This is a genomic window from Candidatus Acetatifactor stercoripullorum, from assembly GCF_944382095.1.
GTDB classification, from domain to species: Bacteria; Bacillota; Clostridia; order Lachnospirales; family Lachnospiraceae; genus Acetatifactor; species Acetatifactor stercoripullorum.
On record NZ_CALWMU010000003.1, the window covers coordinates 66634 to 81097 of the forward strand.

At 49.7% G+C, this 14464-nt stretch carries 11 protein-coding genes and 1 tRNA gene; 8 read left to right on the forward strand and 4 right to left on the reverse strand.

Translation table 11 applies throughout. From position 1 onward, the window contains the following. Positions 1-100: 100 nt before the first annotated feature. Together SHK35_RS01670 and SHK35_RS01675 are read left to right on the forward strand one after the other, a co-directional pair. Positions 101-1351 carry a response regulator transcription factor gene (locus SHK35_RS01670; protein ID WP_318708240.1) on the forward strand — a complete coding sequence of 417 codons (1251 nt, stop codon included), beginning with the start codon at positions 101-103 and terminating at the stop codon, positions 1349-1351. A gap of 10 nt (positions 1352-1361) precedes the next feature. Then, a complete protein-coding gene (locus SHK35_RS01675; RefSeq protein ID WP_318708241.1) occupies positions 1362-3101 on the forward strand; it encodes a cache domain-containing sensor histidine kinase in 1740 nt (579 codons plus the stop codon). Positions 3102-3134: 33 nt separating this feature from the next. Here the strand turns inward: SHK35_RS01675 and SHK35_RS01680 are convergent, their stop codons facing one another. Then, a complete protein-coding gene (locus SHK35_RS01680) occupies positions 3135-4337 on the reverse strand; it encodes a class I SAM-dependent rRNA methyltransferase (protein WP_318708243.1) in 1203 nt (400 codons plus the stop codon). A gap of 115 nt (positions 4338-4452) precedes the next feature. Between SHK35_RS01680 and SHK35_RS01685 the strand changes: the two genes are divergently transcribed. The 6 genes from SHK35_RS01685 to SHK35_RS01710 all read left to right on the forward strand — a co-directional run bounded on the left by SHK35_RS01685 (position 4453) and on the right by SHK35_RS01710 (position 10137). Next, a tRNA-Pro gene (locus SHK35_RS01685) sits at positions 4453-4526 on the forward strand. 111 nt (positions 4527-4637) lie between these two features. Next, on the forward strand, positions 4638-5537 hold the full coding sequence (locus SHK35_RS01690) for a LysR family transcriptional regulator (protein WP_330638146.1): 900 nt from the start codon (positions 4638-4640) through the stop codon (positions 5535-5537). Positions 5538-5644: 107 nt separating this feature from the next. After that, positions 5645-6682: an alpha/beta hydrolase gene (locus SHK35_RS01695; RefSeq protein ID WP_318708244.1), complete on the forward strand. Its 1038-nt coding sequence runs from the start codon at positions 5645-5647 to the stop codon at positions 6680-6682. A 30-nt stretch (positions 6683-6712) separates the two neighbouring features. Further along, positions 6713-7879 (forward strand): iron-containing alcohol dehydrogenase, encoded by a 1167-nt coding sequence (locus SHK35_RS01700; protein ID WP_318708245.1) that lies wholly within the window; start codon positions 6713-6715, stop codon positions 7877-7879. 26 nt (positions 7880-7905) lie between these two features. Next, positions 7906-8760, forward strand: a complete 855-nt coding sequence (locus SHK35_RS01705; RefSeq protein ID WP_318708304.1) for an aldo/keto reductase — start codon at positions 7906-7908, stop codon at positions 8758-8760. 6 nt (positions 8761-8766) lie between these two features. Further along, positions 8767-10137 carry a flavodoxin gene (locus tag SHK35_RS01710; RefSeq protein ID WP_318708246.1) on the forward strand — a complete coding sequence of 457 codons (1371 nt, stop codon included), beginning with the start codon at positions 8767-8769 and terminating at the stop codon, positions 10135-10137. A 12-nt stretch (positions 10138-10149) separates the two neighbouring features. On the opposite strand, the gene SHK35_RS01715 is transcribed toward SHK35_RS01710, so the two are convergent. The 3 genes from SHK35_RS01715 to SHK35_RS01725 form a co-directional block, all read right to left on the reverse strand. Beyond that, positions 10150-11208, reverse strand: coding sequence for an FAD:protein FMN transferase (locus SHK35_RS01715; RefSeq protein WP_318708247.1), 1059 nt, complete (start codon positions 11206-11208; stop codon positions 10150-10152). 122 nt (positions 11209-11330) lie between these two features. Next, positions 11331-12734, reverse strand: a complete 1404-nt coding sequence (locus tag SHK35_RS01720) for a family 43 glycosylhydrolase (protein WP_318708248.1) — start codon at positions 12732-12734, stop codon at positions 11331-11333. Next, a complete protein-coding gene (locus SHK35_RS01725) occupies positions 12731-14440 on the reverse strand; it encodes a CocE/NonD family hydrolase (protein WP_318708249.1) in 1710 nt (569 codons plus the stop codon). Before SHK35_RS01725 ends, SHK35_RS01720 begins: the two co-directional genes overlap by 4 nt. Positions 14441-14464: the final 24 nt, after the last annotated feature.

Genomic DNA, 14464 nt, shown 5'->3' on the forward strand with positions numbered 1-14464 from the left:
TTCGCTCGCATTGTTTGTTTTTGGATAAATCGTATGATATACTATAACTCAGCAAGGGGAATTGTTGGATAAAATGGAACAACTTGAAATGGAGATTTTTATGAATAAAATCATGATCGTGGATGATGAACCTATGACCCGGTCCCACATCCAGCAGTTTTTACAGATGAAGTTTCCCTCCTATGAGATCACCGGAGTCTATGGGAATGGCGCGGAGGCTTTTGATGCTTTTAGGAAAAATCCGGCCGACATTGTCATAACAGATATCCGCATGCCTGTCATGGACGGCCTGGAGCTGATTCAAAAGCTCCAGGAGCTTTCTACGTTTTTTGTTCCTATCATTATCAGCGGATACAGTGAATTTACCTATGCCAAAACAGCCATGCATCTGGGCGTTATCCATTATCTGCTGAAGCCCTTGGATTTTGTGGAACTCACACAAAGCCTGGAGGCGGCTTCCTCCAAGCTTCATCAAAATCAGATGCTTCACGATCACACCTCCTCTCTGCTGGAAGATCAGGAGCTGTTTTTTGCGGATTTGATCAGCGGGCTTTTTGCCGATCCCCAAAAGCTGGCCGCCGCCTTTCATAGGCTTGACTTTTCCTTTTCTCTCTCCGAGAGCTGCGGCGTGTATCTGAGGCTTTCTCTGATAAATCCTTCCGAGCCTTACTGTTATGAACGGGAAACCCTGGAGACCGCATTTACCAATCTGATCCATATGCTTCTGCGTCCCAAATGCGTCAGCACGATTTTCCGCACCAGAAAATCCTATGATATTCTGATCATTCATCCTGACGCCGCCGTGACAGACAATTCCCTGCAGGAGCTGTGTGCTGAAGCAAAGTCTCTTTTAAAGCTGGATATTTCGGTTTCGCTTCTATTCTCCTTTCAGCATTTGGAGCAGCTGACCTCCTCCTTAAAGGAGTCTCTCCCCCGTTCCGGGCAGGCATTTAAGCCCCATGAAGCCCATACCCTGCCCAGCGGGGAAAACGCCCCCTATACAAGGCCTGAGCCTTCAAGCGCTCAGGAAAGCATACGCCTTGCCATTTCCTATATCAAGGAGCATTACAGCGAGGATTTCACCTGCCAGGAGCTTGCCTCCAAGGTGTATATGTCCAGTGCACATTTCAGCCGCTGCTTTAAGCAGGAAACCGGCGTTAGCTTTCTGGATTATCTCACGGAGGTACGCATGCAGAAAGCGCTTCTTTTGCTGAACACCAATATCAAGGTTCAGGATATCGGCAAAATGGTAGGGTATCCCAGCAAAAACCGGTTTTTTATCAATTTCAGAAACTATACCTCCTATACGCCCACCGAGTACCGGAGAAAAGTATTAAAAATCATGAATTAGAGGAATGAACATGAATACCATCCGAAAATACGCCCTCCACAAATCCTTCTTTAAATATTTTTTTATTCTGCTTTCCTTTATCACCATTTTGTTCCTGGCCTTCGCTTTCTATACCTATGGCAGCTCCAGGAAAGCCTTGCAGCATGAATTTCTTACCTACAGCCAGCAGCAGACAGTCCGGGTGGCCAGGGACGTGGACGACTATATGCTGAGCATGCGCTACATTATGGCTACCCTTTACAATAATTCCATCGTCCGGACCTTCTTTACCATGGAAAGCCCTGATCTTTTGATTGACAGCGGCTCTCAGCGCATTTTGCAGCAGCTCAATACCTATAAAAACAGTTATACCTCGCTGGATTCTATTTACCTTTATTCCCATGCTTTCCAGAAGATCGCCACCAGCGAGCTTTCCGTATATAACGCGTCCATGTACAGCGATGTTAATTGGATGGAGCAGATTGCTCCTACCGAAAAGCCTTATCTGCTTTTTCCCCGCAGAAAAAACGGGCATTACCCTTATCTGGTCTGTCTGGCAAAGCCTATGGAAAGCGGTTCCGGCCTTGATTATATTATACTGAATCTGGATTTTTCCAAGCTTTCTACCCTCTCCTCCTTTGCGGAACTGGAATCACAGCATATTTACATTGTCACCGACGATGGAAGCATCCTTTTCCGCAATGGGCAAAAGGACGTTTATGAGCCTCTCTCCACCATACCGGAGCTTTCTCACTTTGCCGCTGAGGAAACGCAAAAGCAGGAATTCGTCAATGCCAGTATGCCCTATATTTATACTCAGTATCATTCTGAAGAATATCCATGGAGCTATGTTCTGATTACCGACATGAGCGACTACACCTCAAGGCTTACGGGAACCAGGTCTCTGCTCCTTACCTTTTCCTTCTGCCTTTTTATCCTTTCCCTGGTGCTGATTTTCTTTTTCGTGTTCCGCTCCACCAAGCCCATCCGCTCCATTATGCAGTTTTTGGAGGACCCGGGAACTGTCTCCCTCAATGAAATCGGCAATGCGGAAAGCAAGGAAATCATCCGTAAGATCATGGCTTATATCCAGAAAAGCCAGTCCCTCTCCCAAGAACTCCAAAAGCAGTTAAAGCTCTTAAACGATGCAAAATTTCTGGCGCTGCAGTCCCAGATCAACCCTCACTTCCTGTTCAACACGCTGAATATGATCCATATGACTGAGATCGACTCTCTGGGCTATGAACATGAAGTGCCCCAGATTACCTTAAGCCTCAGCAAGCTTTTGCAATATGCTCTGGAATCTACGGATCTGGTGTCCTTAAGCACAGAATTTTACTACGCCCAGCTTTTCGTAGATATCCTGTCCAAACGCTATCAGGACAGAATTCAGTTTAAGCTTACGCTGCGCCCGGAAGCAGAGGAGGTTCTTGTTCCAAAGCTGATTATCCAACCCCTGATTGAAAACGCTGTTTTTCATGGTCTTTCAGGACGCTGTGACGGGGAAAGCTGCGTAAAAGTCACGGCTGTTATAAAACAGGGACAATGCCTTCTGACCGTAGAGGATAACGGCATCGGCATGTCGGAAGAAAAGCTGAAAGAACTAAGAGAAAAGATTGCTGACACGGAAAATACTTCCACGCATTCCATCGGTCTGCATAATGTGAACCTCCGTATGTATCTGCTGTATGGGGATGCCTTTCATCTGGCCATTTGCAGCGCACCCATGGAGGGAACCATTATCCAGCTGGATTTCCCCGCTTCGGAGTAACAGCCTTTTAGCTGTTACTCCGCTTTTAGTATGTCAGCCTTCGTTTACCACCTGAAAAATATAGAATTTCAAGTAATAGGACTGGTCCGCCGCCCACAGGATGGGGTGATCGCAGGCCTGGGTGCGGAATTCCACCTGGCGCAGTCTTTTTCTTGCGCCTGCTGCAGCCTCTTTAATGGTCTTGGCAAACAGCTCCGGCTCCATAAAGTGAGAACAGGAGCAGGTCGCCAGAAAGCCGCCGTCCCTCACCAGCTTAAGCCCCCGGAGATTGATTTCACGATATCCCTTCACCGCATTTTTGACGGAATTGCGGGATTTGGTAAAGGCAGGCGGGTCCAGGATCACCACGTCAAAGCGCTCTCCCTGTTCCTCCAGCTTGGGAAGCAGCTCAAACACATCTGCGCAGACAAACTGCACCTTGTCCTCCAGATGGTTCAGCCTGGCATTTTCCCGGGCCTGCTCCACCGCAAGAAGGGACGCATCTACTCCCAGCACACTTTCCGCCCCCGCTATTCCGGCGTTTAAGGCGAAGGAACCCGTATGGGTAAAGCAGTCCAGCACCTTTTTCCCCCTGCTCAGACGCTGTATGGCCGCCCGGTTATTCTTCTGATCCAGGAAAAATCCGGTTTTTTGTCCTTCCTCTACGTCCACTATATATTTGACACCGTTTTCACAGATTTCCACCTTGGTGTCAAAGGGCTCTCCTATAAAGCCTTTGTAACGCTCCATTCCCTCCTGAAGCCTCACCTTTGCGTCGCTGCGCTCATATACGCCCCGGATACAAATGCCATCCTCGGCCAATATTTTTTTGAGAGCCTCCACGATCACAGGCTTCCATCTGTCAATCCCCAGCGCCAGAGATTCCACCACCAGCACATTTGAAAACTTGTCCACCACAATCCCCGGCAGGAAATCCGCCTCCCCGAAAATCAGGCGGCAGCTTCCCGTATCGATGGTCTGCTTCCGGTACTCCCAGGCATTTCGAACCCGTTTCTCCATAAAAGCTTCATCGATCACAGCCTCCTTCTTTCGGGATAACAGCCGGACTGCGATCTTTGATTTCGTGTTCAAAAATCCCCAGCCCAAAAAGAAGCCGTCAAAATCATGCACCGCCACAACGTCTCCATTTTCAAAGCTTCCCAGGATGGTGTCGATCTCGTTGTCGTACACCCACATTCCCCCGGCCTTCAGCGTGCGCCCCTGGCCCTTTTTCAAAGTCACTATGGTCTGATTCATCCTTTTCTCCCCATTCGTATTTCTCTTTTTCATTTTTTCAAGCCCTTTTATTATATTATTCGTTTTTTACTTGACAATCAATGGCTTTTTATTTATTATTTTAATGTTGAAATAACGATGCGTGGCTCAGCTTGGTAGAGCGCTGCGTTCGGGACGCAGAGGTCGCAGGTTCAAATCCTGTCGCATCGACGAAAACCCTGACCGGAAAGGACAGGGTTTCTTTTTTATTTCTCTTTTTCGTTTTCCATCCGCCCTGAAATATGCTATTATGAGGAAAAGCCCTTCTCAGGAAAGGATGGTATGTCAATGTATAATCCCCAGCTGGAAACTTTTCTTTGTGTGGCAGAATCCGGAAGCTTCAATAAGGCTGCGGAAAAGCTGTATATCTCCCCGCCCGCTGTCATCAAGCAGGTCAACCTTTTGGAGGAAAGTCTGGATTTACAGCTTTTTGTCCGTACGCACAGAGGACTGATGCTGACGGAAGCCGGAAGGTCCCTTTTTCAGGATACAAAATACATCATTCAATACTGCAAGGATTCGGTGACCCGGGCAAAAAACGCCATGCAAAACAGCACAAATGTGATCCGTATCGGCACCTCGCCCATGACGCCAGCCCAGGTGCTGGTGGACCTTTGGCCCAAGCTGCAGGAGAACTGTCCCAACACAAAATTTCAGCTTGTGCCCTTTGATAATACTCCGGAGAACGCCCGGGAAATTTTGGCCAACCTGGGACAAAATATTGATGTAGTGGCAGGCATCTTTGATGAAACCATGCTGAGCCTGCGCCAGTGCGCCGGTCTTGAAATTTCACGGGAGCCCATCTGCTGTGCAGTTTCCATCCACCACAGGCTTGCCCAGAAGGATACATTAACCGTAACGGACCTGTACGGGGAAAATCTAATGCTTATGCGCAGAGGCTGGAGCCATTACGTGGATATGCTGCGGGATGATCTGTGGAAAAATCATCCGCAGATTCACATTGTAGATTTTGACTTTTATGATGTTGCAGCCTTCAACCAGTGTGAAAACAACAACTGCGTCTTGATGGCAGTAGAAAACTGGAGGTATGTGCACCCTCTGTTGAAAATCCTTCCGGTGGACTGGGGATATACCATTCCCTTTGGTCTGCTCCATTCTCCCAATCCCTCCCCGTCGGTGAAGCAGTTCCTCCGGGCAGTGGAGAAAACAGCAAAATTATAAACGATTTTTACTATTAACTTTTAAGTAAATACTGATTAACCAATCGAGACTTCTGCGGAGGTCTCGATTTTTTTATAATAAGATCAGAGAAAGGCGGGTGAAAAAATATGAGAAAAGAAGCTTCCTTTGCTCTTGGGCTTTGCCTTATGCTCTGCCTGTCCGGATGCGGCAGTGCAGAGCGGCAAAGGGATCAGGAGTCCACAAAGTCTGCAGAGGCCGCACAGTCCTCACAGGTCACGCAAGCCCCACAGACCGCGCAGGACTCGCAGGCAGATGGCGCATCCTTTACAACAGATACCAAAATAGAGGACGTCATAAACGATCCTGCCTTCGAAGAATACGGGCGGCTGATTTTTCCGGTAAACAGCAGCTATTACAGCGGCAGCACACTGGGAGGTCTGCGCCTTACCTGGTACAACAATATAGACCCCAGTGAAACAGTTGAAATCGTTAATTATTTGAAGGAGCATGCGCTGGCAGGGGATACCGTGTTTTACGACATCTACACAGAGGAAGAAAAAGCGGCTGACCCCCAAAAGGAGGATACCGGGCTGTTTTTCTTCCGGGGTGAGCCTGGGGCAAAATTTGCCGTATGCAATGCCGGCGGCGGATTCGCCTATGTGGGCGCCATGCAGGACAGTTTTCCTCATGCCTTAGAGCTGTCCAAACAAGGCTACAATGCCTTCGCACTGATCTACCGTCCAGGGGCACAGACCGCCTGCGAGGATTTGGCCCGGGCCATCAGCTTTATTTTTGAAAACGCTGAAGAGCTTCAGATAGACACCGACTGTTACTCTCTTTGGGGCGGCTCTGCAGGCGCCAGGATGGCGGCCTGGCTGGGCTCCTATGGACCGGCTGCTTTCGGCGGAGAGAATCTGCCCCAGCCTGGCGCGGTGATTATGCAGTACACGGGCCATTCTGATTATACGGAAAATGACCCTCCCACCTTTGCCTGTGTGGGTGAAAATGACGGCATTGCAAGCTGGCGCACCATGGAAAGACGCCTCCAGGCCTTAAGCAGCTTAGGCATCCCCACTGAGTTTCATCATTATCCGGGCTTAGGCCATGGTTTTGGTCTGGGCACAGGCACCGCAGCGGAGGGCTGGCTGGATGAGGCTGTGACCTTTTGGGAAGCGCAAATGTAGAAGCAAGATCAAGCAGAAAGGAATGATTTTATGAATAACTTTATTTTTCAAAATTCCACGTATGTCTATTTTGGAAAGGGCTGTGTGAAGGAATATCTGTCCTGTCTGACCAGGGACGCCTCCACCCTGCTGCTGGCCTATGGCGGCGGCTCCATCAAGAAAAACGGCGTCTATGATGAGGTAGCAGGCATCTTAAAGGAAGCTGGAAAGACCATCGTGGAATTTTCTGGAATTATGGCAAACCCCACCTATGCCAAGGTTAAGGAGGGGGCAAGGCTTGCCCGGGAAAGCAATGTGGATATGATTCTGGGCATCGGAGGCGGTTCCGTTATGGACTGCTGTAAAGCGGTATCCCTTGCCGCCCGGTATGAGGGAGATATTTGGGATGACTTTTGGGCAAGGCCTGGCGTAATTGAGACAGAGCCCCTGCCCCTGGGCGTGATTGTCACCGTAGCCGGCACCGGCAGCGAGTGCAACGGCGGCGCCGTCATCACCAATGAGGAGAAAAAGGTCAAAACCGGACGGGATTATCCGAAATTAAATCCCCGTTTTGCCCTGATGGACCCTTCCTATACCTACAGTGTGCCCCAAGGGCAGATGGTATCCGGCAGCTTTGACATTTTGAGCCATATCATGGAGACCTATTTCAGCGAGCCCAATGAGGACAATGTCTCCGATGATATTATGGAGGCGCTGATGAGAAGCGTCATCCGCAACCTGCGTTGCGCCATCCAAAATCCGGAGGATTATAACGCCCGCAGCAATCTGATGTGGGATTCCACCATGGCGGAAAACCGTATTATCAAGATGGGTAAAAAATGCGACTTCCAGTGCCACAACATGGAGCATCAGCTGGGAGCCTACACCGACTGTAACCACGGCTGCGGTCTGGCGGTTCTGCACCCTGTTTATTACCGGCATATTTACAGGGAAGGGCTTTCCAAGTTTGTCCGTTTTGCACAAAACGTCTGGGGCATTGCCCGGAACGGGAAAACTGACGAGGAGCTTGCCCTGGCCGGTATCGACGCCCTGGCTGATTTTATAAAAGAGATCGGCCTGCCCACCTCACTGCAGGAGCTTGGCGTTTCCGATCAGTCTATGCTGAAGGAGATTGCTGATTCCTGCGCTATCTCGCCGGGCAGCTACAAAAAAATGACTCCGGAGGAGATTCTTGAAATATTGAATGAATGCTTTTAAATGAAAGGAGATTTTCGATGATGGAAATGGAATATGTAACACTCAACAACGGAGTGCAGATGCCAAAGCTGGGCTACGGGGTATATCAGGTGTCCAACCAGGAATGTGAACGCTGTGTGCTGGACGCCGTTTCTGCAGGCTACCGCTCCATCGATACCGCTCAATCCTATGGAAACGAAGAAGCCGTGGGCAGCGCCGTTGAAAAATGCGGCGTCCCCAGACAACAGCTTTTCCTCACCACTAAAATATGGATTTCAAATGCAGGCTATGAGAATGCAAAGGCGTCTATTGAGCGTTCCCTGAAAAAGCTGAAAACCGATTATATCGACCTGCTTTTGATCCACCAGCCCTTCGGCGATTACTACGGCGCTTACAGAGCCATGGAGGAAGCCTATAAGGACGGGAAGCTCCGCGCCATCGGCGTCAGCAATTTTTATCCCGACAGGCTTATCGACCTGTGTCAGTTTGCCGAGGTAACGCCTGCCGTGAATCAGGTGGAGACCCATGTGTTCCACCAGCAGAAAACGGCTCATGAATACATGAAGAAATATGGTGTGCAGCACGAGTCCTGGGGACCCTTTGCCGAAGGACGAAAGGATTTCTTCTCAAATCCCGTGCTCACTGAAATCGGCGCCAAGTACGGCAAGTCCTCCGCTCAGACGGCCCTTCGCTTCCTTCTGCAGAGCGACGTGGTGGTGATTCCCAAATCCACTCACAAAGAGCGCATGGAGCAGAATCTGGATGTATTCGACTTTTCCTTAGAGGAAGAGGACATGGAGGCAATCCGGGCGCTGGATGAGGGCGAGAGCCTGTTCTTTAACCACTATGACCCCGCAACTGTAGAAATGCTGACCAATATGGGCAAAACCAGAAAGGTGTGACCACAAATGAAATCCTATCAGAAAAAAACGCTTGGCATCCTGCTTAGCGCCGCATTATCCCTTTCCCTTGCGGCCTGCGGAAATTCCGCTCCCGGGGACAGCTCTTCTGCCGATACCTCTGCGCCTGCATCTGAATCTGCCGCCGGGGCTGCACCTGAGTCTGCTTCCGAGCCGGCATCCGGCTCATCAGCTGCCGACTCCGGCTCTGCCTCAACTGTAGAGGACAGCTCTATATTGATCGCCTATTTTACTGCGGCGGAAAACAGCGGTGTGGACGCCGTTGCCTCCGCCAGCTACTCCACCATAGACGGAGGAGAGCTCATAGACTACGCCGCCATCGAACAGGATGAAAACGCCCGCCCGGAGCTTACCACCCACATTGAAAATCTGGAACAGTATGACACTGTTTTTATCGGCTATCCTAACTGGTGGGCAGACCTTCCCATGGCAGTTTACAGCTTTTTTGACGAATACGACTTCTCGGGAAAGACCATCATTCCCTTTAATGTCCATAACGGCAGCCGGTTCTCCCGCACCATTCAGACTATTGAGGAGTTAGAGCCAGACGCTGCTGTGATTGAGGACGGCTTTACCGTAAACGAGCGTGATGTGCCCGACGCCGCAGAGGATGTGGCGGCCTGGCTGGAGGAATTAGGTTATGGACTTCAGACCGGACTCGTCACAAATCAGATTCTGGACGGGGCCGAGGGCGAAATTCATTACAGCTATTACCTTCCCGATGGCTATAGCGAAAGCCGGGAATACCCTCTTATGATGGCAATGCCCGGCTATGACATGATGTGGTTTGGCGAGGACTCCGCCGGCTCCAATGTGGGCTGGCGGGGCTTCCTTTGTTGGACCGAACTGGATGAGGACATGATCGTGGTGTCCGCCCAGCTCACAGACTGGGGTGAAAAATCTGCAAGACAGGCCCTGGAGCTGACGGAATATTTTGTGGAAAACTTTTCTGTAGATTCCAGCCGGGTTTATGCCGCCGGTTATTCCGCCGGAGGAGAGACCATGTCCCAGGCGGTATCCATGCGGCCCGACCTATATGCCGCCTATCTCCATGGGGCTTCCCAATGGGACGGAGATTTTGTCTCTGTTCCCGAAGAAGGAACCGCCGTCTACATCTTTATGGCAGAAAACGACGAATACTACGGCTCCGAAAGGGCCAGGGACGCCTATGAGGGGCTGTATGAGGCTTATGAAAGCCTGGGATGGACCCCAGAGGAAATCGACGGCGTATTACAGGTTGAGATTCCTGACAATGCCTATTTTAATCAGAGAGGCATCACCGGCAATTACCACGGCGGCGGCAACGTGCTGTTCGAAGACTCCTCCATTCTAAGCTGGATTGTCTCCCACCATAAATAACCAGACAGCCCTTTACCTTCCTTCGTCCGCCTGCCCGGAAAGCACACGGACGGTTTCCGCCTTGCCCTGATTCAAGGTAAAGGACGATGCAATTCCTTCCGTTAAGAGGATTTCATTCTCATCGGTGATAAGCAGCATCTCAAAACCGCCATTCTTCCGCCAGTATTCCTCCGCTTTTTCCGGCCCCATCACAAACAGAGCCGTAGAGAGCGCATCGCACATTCTCCCCTGAGCCCCAATAATGGTGACGGACTGTAATCCGCTGTCCGCCGGATACCCTGTTGCCGGGTCTAAGATATGCCAGTAAATATTCCCCTCATCATCCGTAAAATAATTCTCATACCCCCCGGAGGTCACTACCGCTGCATCGGTTACCTCCAGCACGCCTAAGGTGCCCTCCTCCCAGGGCGCACGGATTCCGATTCTCCAGGAGCTTCCGTCGGGCCTTGTGCCAATGGCCTGCACGTTTCCACCCAGACTGATCACTGCGGATTCCACCCCATGACGATTAAGCGCTTCCGCCACCAGATCTGCAGTATAACCCTTTGCCACAGCCCCCATATCCAGACACATTCCCTCGGGAACCGTCAGCTCCTCTCCCTCCAGCAAAATCCGGTCATAGCCAACTCTTCCAAGCAGCTCTTCTATCTCCTCCTTGGACGGAACCTGCTTGCTGTCCGTGGTAAAGCCCCAGGCGGTAAGCACCGGATAAATGGTGGGCTCCAGGGCCCCGTCTGTTTTTTGTGCCATCTCCAGGGCAAAGGAAATCAGGTCCGCCGTCTGGGGGCTTACCGTTACAGTGCGTCCTTCGCTGTGGTTTGCCTGATAAATCTCACTTCCCTCATCGGTGACGGACCAGAGCGACTCTGCATTTAAAACAACCGCTTCCGCCTCCTCCAGGGCCGCCTGGGCATTCCCCCCATAGACAGTAAAGGTCATATAGGTATTCATGGCAAACAAAGAGCCCTCCGCCTCCGTAAGCTGCGGTCTGAGGCTGCAGCCGCACAAAAGGGCGGACAGCAGTACTCCAGCTAAAACAAGGTTCCCTGGTCTTAAAAAGTTATGCTTCAAGAAAGTTTCTCCCTTCCAGCAAAGACCGCCCAAAAGAAATTCTTCCAAAAAGGCAGTCTTTGCATGCAGCATTTTGTCAATAGAATACTACATCTCGGGATTTCTGTCTAATATTTTTCCAATCACAGCAGACAAAGTGTCTTTATATCAACCTCTTTATTTCCACGGTACACCAGATATAATTCCTTTTCTTCCTTTGAAAAACACACCGACTCCTCCTGATAGCTCCATTCCTCAGCCGGTTCTATGAGAATTTCTGCCTTCCCCGGACCATTTATGTCAGACCGCACTTCTATACAGCCTCTCCCATTTCCCCTATACCAAAGGCCAATCCTTTTGGTTTCTCCCAGGTCTATATACTTATACCCTATCAAAACACCATTTTGGATATTTGATACAAATCTCTCTTCCCCATCATTTGTAATATAAGGAAAACCCGTCTCCTGGCCGCTTCTTCCCACAGAAAGCAGGACTCCCATATGGCCGTTCGTCAGGTTGCAGCAAATCACAGCTGGATACTCCCCCTTGCCCGAAAGCGGACCGGGATTCATCCCGCTGGTAGTAATCGTTACCTGTTTTATGCTTCCATCTGCTTCAATGCTCACCGGCTCTGCGCAGCCCTGTCTGCTGTACTGATTTGTGTGCGTGTGTCTGTGATAGAAAATGTACCACTGGCCGTTTACTTCCACCAAGCCCCCATGGTTATTGCCCACAGACATCAGCTTGTCCTTTTCTGTTCTTCCCTGATATCCCACATCTCCATTGCTTATTATGACACCTCCATAGGCAAAACCCTTCATAGGGCTGCCGCTGACTGCATAACATAGTTGATGCGTGTTGACAGAGGAGTAAACCAGATAGTACAGCCTGCCGATTTTTCTTATTGAGGGCGCCTCAAAATAAGCATTGCCTTCAAAAGAAGTGCCTGCAGCGTAAAGCTGGCTGGGCAGAATCACACAAGGCCCCTCTTTTACTGTAAGCATATCCTCTTCCAGTTCAACCACACTGCAGCCCTTTAAATCAAGCCCTTTATACCGTTCCAGGTTCAAAAAAGTAGGGGCAAATCCAAAGTAGAGAAAGGTGCGTCCGTCTTCACAAAGAACAGCCGGGTCGTAGGGTTGATTTTCCGTCATAACCCGGCCGTCTCCATAGGAAACCCGGCCAAGATATTCGTATTGTCCCGCAGGTGTATCACAGACAGCTACACTGATGTGCCCCGAAGACTTGACACTATAATATAGATAATATCTGCCATCTGCTCCTTTGCACACATCCGGTGCATACAGGGGACTGAGGGCTTTGTTTTCAGGGTCCTGCTCTTTTCTGTAGATAATTCCCTCATTGGTCCAGTCCGACAAATCCTTCAAAGGAGCTGACCAGACTGTATAATCAAGCTCGCAGAATTCCTTCCCATTTTCTTTGTCATGGCTTCCAAACACATATAGCCTGTCCCCAAACACATGGGGCTCTCCGTCTGGAATATACTCGTCAAGCGGAAGGTACGGATTCCATATCTGTTTTTTCATTCTTTCTCCTTTCCCCGAAGCACTGTCGGCATTTCCAGAAAGCTTTCCCCACCCACAAATATTGTCTGTACCGCCGTTTTCGTCTTTTCCTGAAGCGCCCACAAGCCAGCATAATTACTATGGATATTATACTGGGGAAAATCCGAGGAAGAAATATCGATCCGGATTCGGGAACCCTTTTGAAGCTGCCAGGCGATCTCCCACATTACAATTTCAACCTTCTCCTTACTGCCGCTGCGATAGCTTAAGCAGCTTCCAGCTCCGTTTCTGTATCCCAGTGTTGTAATTCCTGTGCGCAGATTATAGGCTTTTCCATCAGGCATTACCTCCATCACCTTCACTGTAAAAGCCGTATCCTCTGCACTGGTTGCTACAGACAAGTGCACACGTATCTGTCCCGAAATTTCAAGAGGCTCCTCTAATTCGTCCGATAAAAAGCTGAGAACATCACTGCGATAATCTGGCTTAGGCTGCAGGCGGCTGCCCTGCACCTGCGCACTCCGCAAAAGGGCCTCCCCCCCTGCGGACTTCACCGGCTCCTCTGGATTGTAAACAAAGGATACCTCTCTCTGCTTTTTCAAATCCGAATTTCTTTCTAATTTTTTCTGGCCGTTACTGTAAGAAAGATAATAGCGGCTGGGCACAGTTCTTTCTTTTTCTCCATATGTCATGCTTTTCCAGCAATCTGCGCCGATAACATATTTCAAAATTTTTCCCTGGGGCTCTTCTTCCTTTTTTAAAATATGATAAAACCATTGAAAAGCCCTTCTGTCATCATCCGCATCAAAATGAAAGCAGGTCTGGCCTTCCAGACGATTTTCAAAGCTGTGGCTCCATCCTCCTATGCACAATGTGCTTTTTTTCTTGCACTCCTCGCTCAGCATATCCCAGGTTTCCAGGGCCGAGGCAAGATGATGATCAAACCAGCCCTCTCCCACAAACAGAGGAATTGAAATCCTTTTTGGAATTTCTCTCAGCAGCCTCCAGAATCCCTTCTGCCAGTAAGCATCCTCCCTTCCTGGATTTAAAATCCACTGCCTATACCAGTCAAGCTCCCTGCCCCAAAGCTTTACATCCACACTGATTTGAGGTCGAAATTTACAGGATGTTTCATAATCCGCACTGATGGGAATTCCTGCATTTCCCATGGTCCAGGCCGTCAATACATCCTGGCGGAATGCGCCATTCATATAGGCGGACGCATGCCGTACTGTACCGTAGTGAGTTAGATACATTGTTTTCACCTTTTCCGGTACGATATCCGCAATCACCCATCCTGTCAAAGCAAGATAAGAAGAACCAAAAAATCCCACACTTTTTACCCATTCCTGGTCACATACCCAGTCGAGCAACGCTTTTCCATCCCTTCGCTCATTTATGTTTGGCTCCCAGGTTCCTTCTGAGCCTCCTGTGCCGCGGCAGCATTGATAAATATACCCAAATCCTCTTTTGGCGTATTCCTCGGCTTTTGCTCGCTGGATAAACTCCATTTCAGCATAGGGTGAACGTACTACAATTACCGGAACCGCTGAATCGGTCTCCGGTCTGTAAATCACCGTCCGGAGACCGGCCTCTTTGTCTATTTCCAGCATAAATTCCTCCGGTTCTCTGAGACGAAATGATGGCTCCACTCCGCACTGCGCAAAGGATTCTTTCACTGCTGCTGTTTTCTTCTGCTGCTCCTGCGATAAACTGCTTTCTCTCATCCCTGTCATCCTTCCTGTGGCATA

Coding starts and splice junctions, on each gene's coding strand:
- SHK35_RS01675 (WP_318708241.1), top strand. CDS start 1,362: ATGAATACCATCCGAAAATACGCCCTCCACAAATCCTTCTTTAAATAT.
- SHK35_RS01670 (WP_318708240.1), top strand. CDS start 101: ATGAATAAAATCATGATCGTGGATGATGAACCTATGACCCGGTCCCAC.
- SHK35_RS01695 (WP_318708244.1), top strand. CDS start 5,645: ATGAGAAAAGAAGCTTCCTTTGCTCTTGGGCTTTGCCTTATGCTCTGC.
- SHK35_RS01690 (WP_330638146.1), top strand. CDS start 4,638: ATGTCAATGTATAATCCCCAGCTGGAAACTTTTCTTTGTGTGGCAGAA.
- SHK35_RS01680 (WP_318708243.1), bottom strand. CDS start 4,337: ATGAATCAGACCATAGTGACTTTGAAAAAGGGCCAGGGGCGCACGCTG.
- SHK35_RS01705 (WP_318708304.1), top strand. CDS start 7,906: ATGGAATATGTAACACTCAACAACGGAGTGCAGATGCCAAAGCTGGGC.
- SHK35_RS01710 (WP_318708246.1), top strand. CDS start 8,767: ATGAAATCCTATCAGAAAAAAACGCTTGGCATCCTGCTTAGCGCCGCA.
- SHK35_RS01725 (WP_318708249.1), bottom strand. CDS start 14,440: ATGAGAGAAAGCAGTTTATCGCAGGAGCAGCAGAAGAAAACAGCAGCA.
- SHK35_RS01720 (WP_318708248.1), bottom strand. CDS start 12,734: ATGAAAAAACAGATATGGAATCCGTACCTTCCGCTTGACGAGTATATT.
- SHK35_RS01700 (WP_318708245.1), top strand. CDS start 6,713: ATGAATAACTTTATTTTTCAAAATTCCACGTATGTCTATTTTGGAAAG.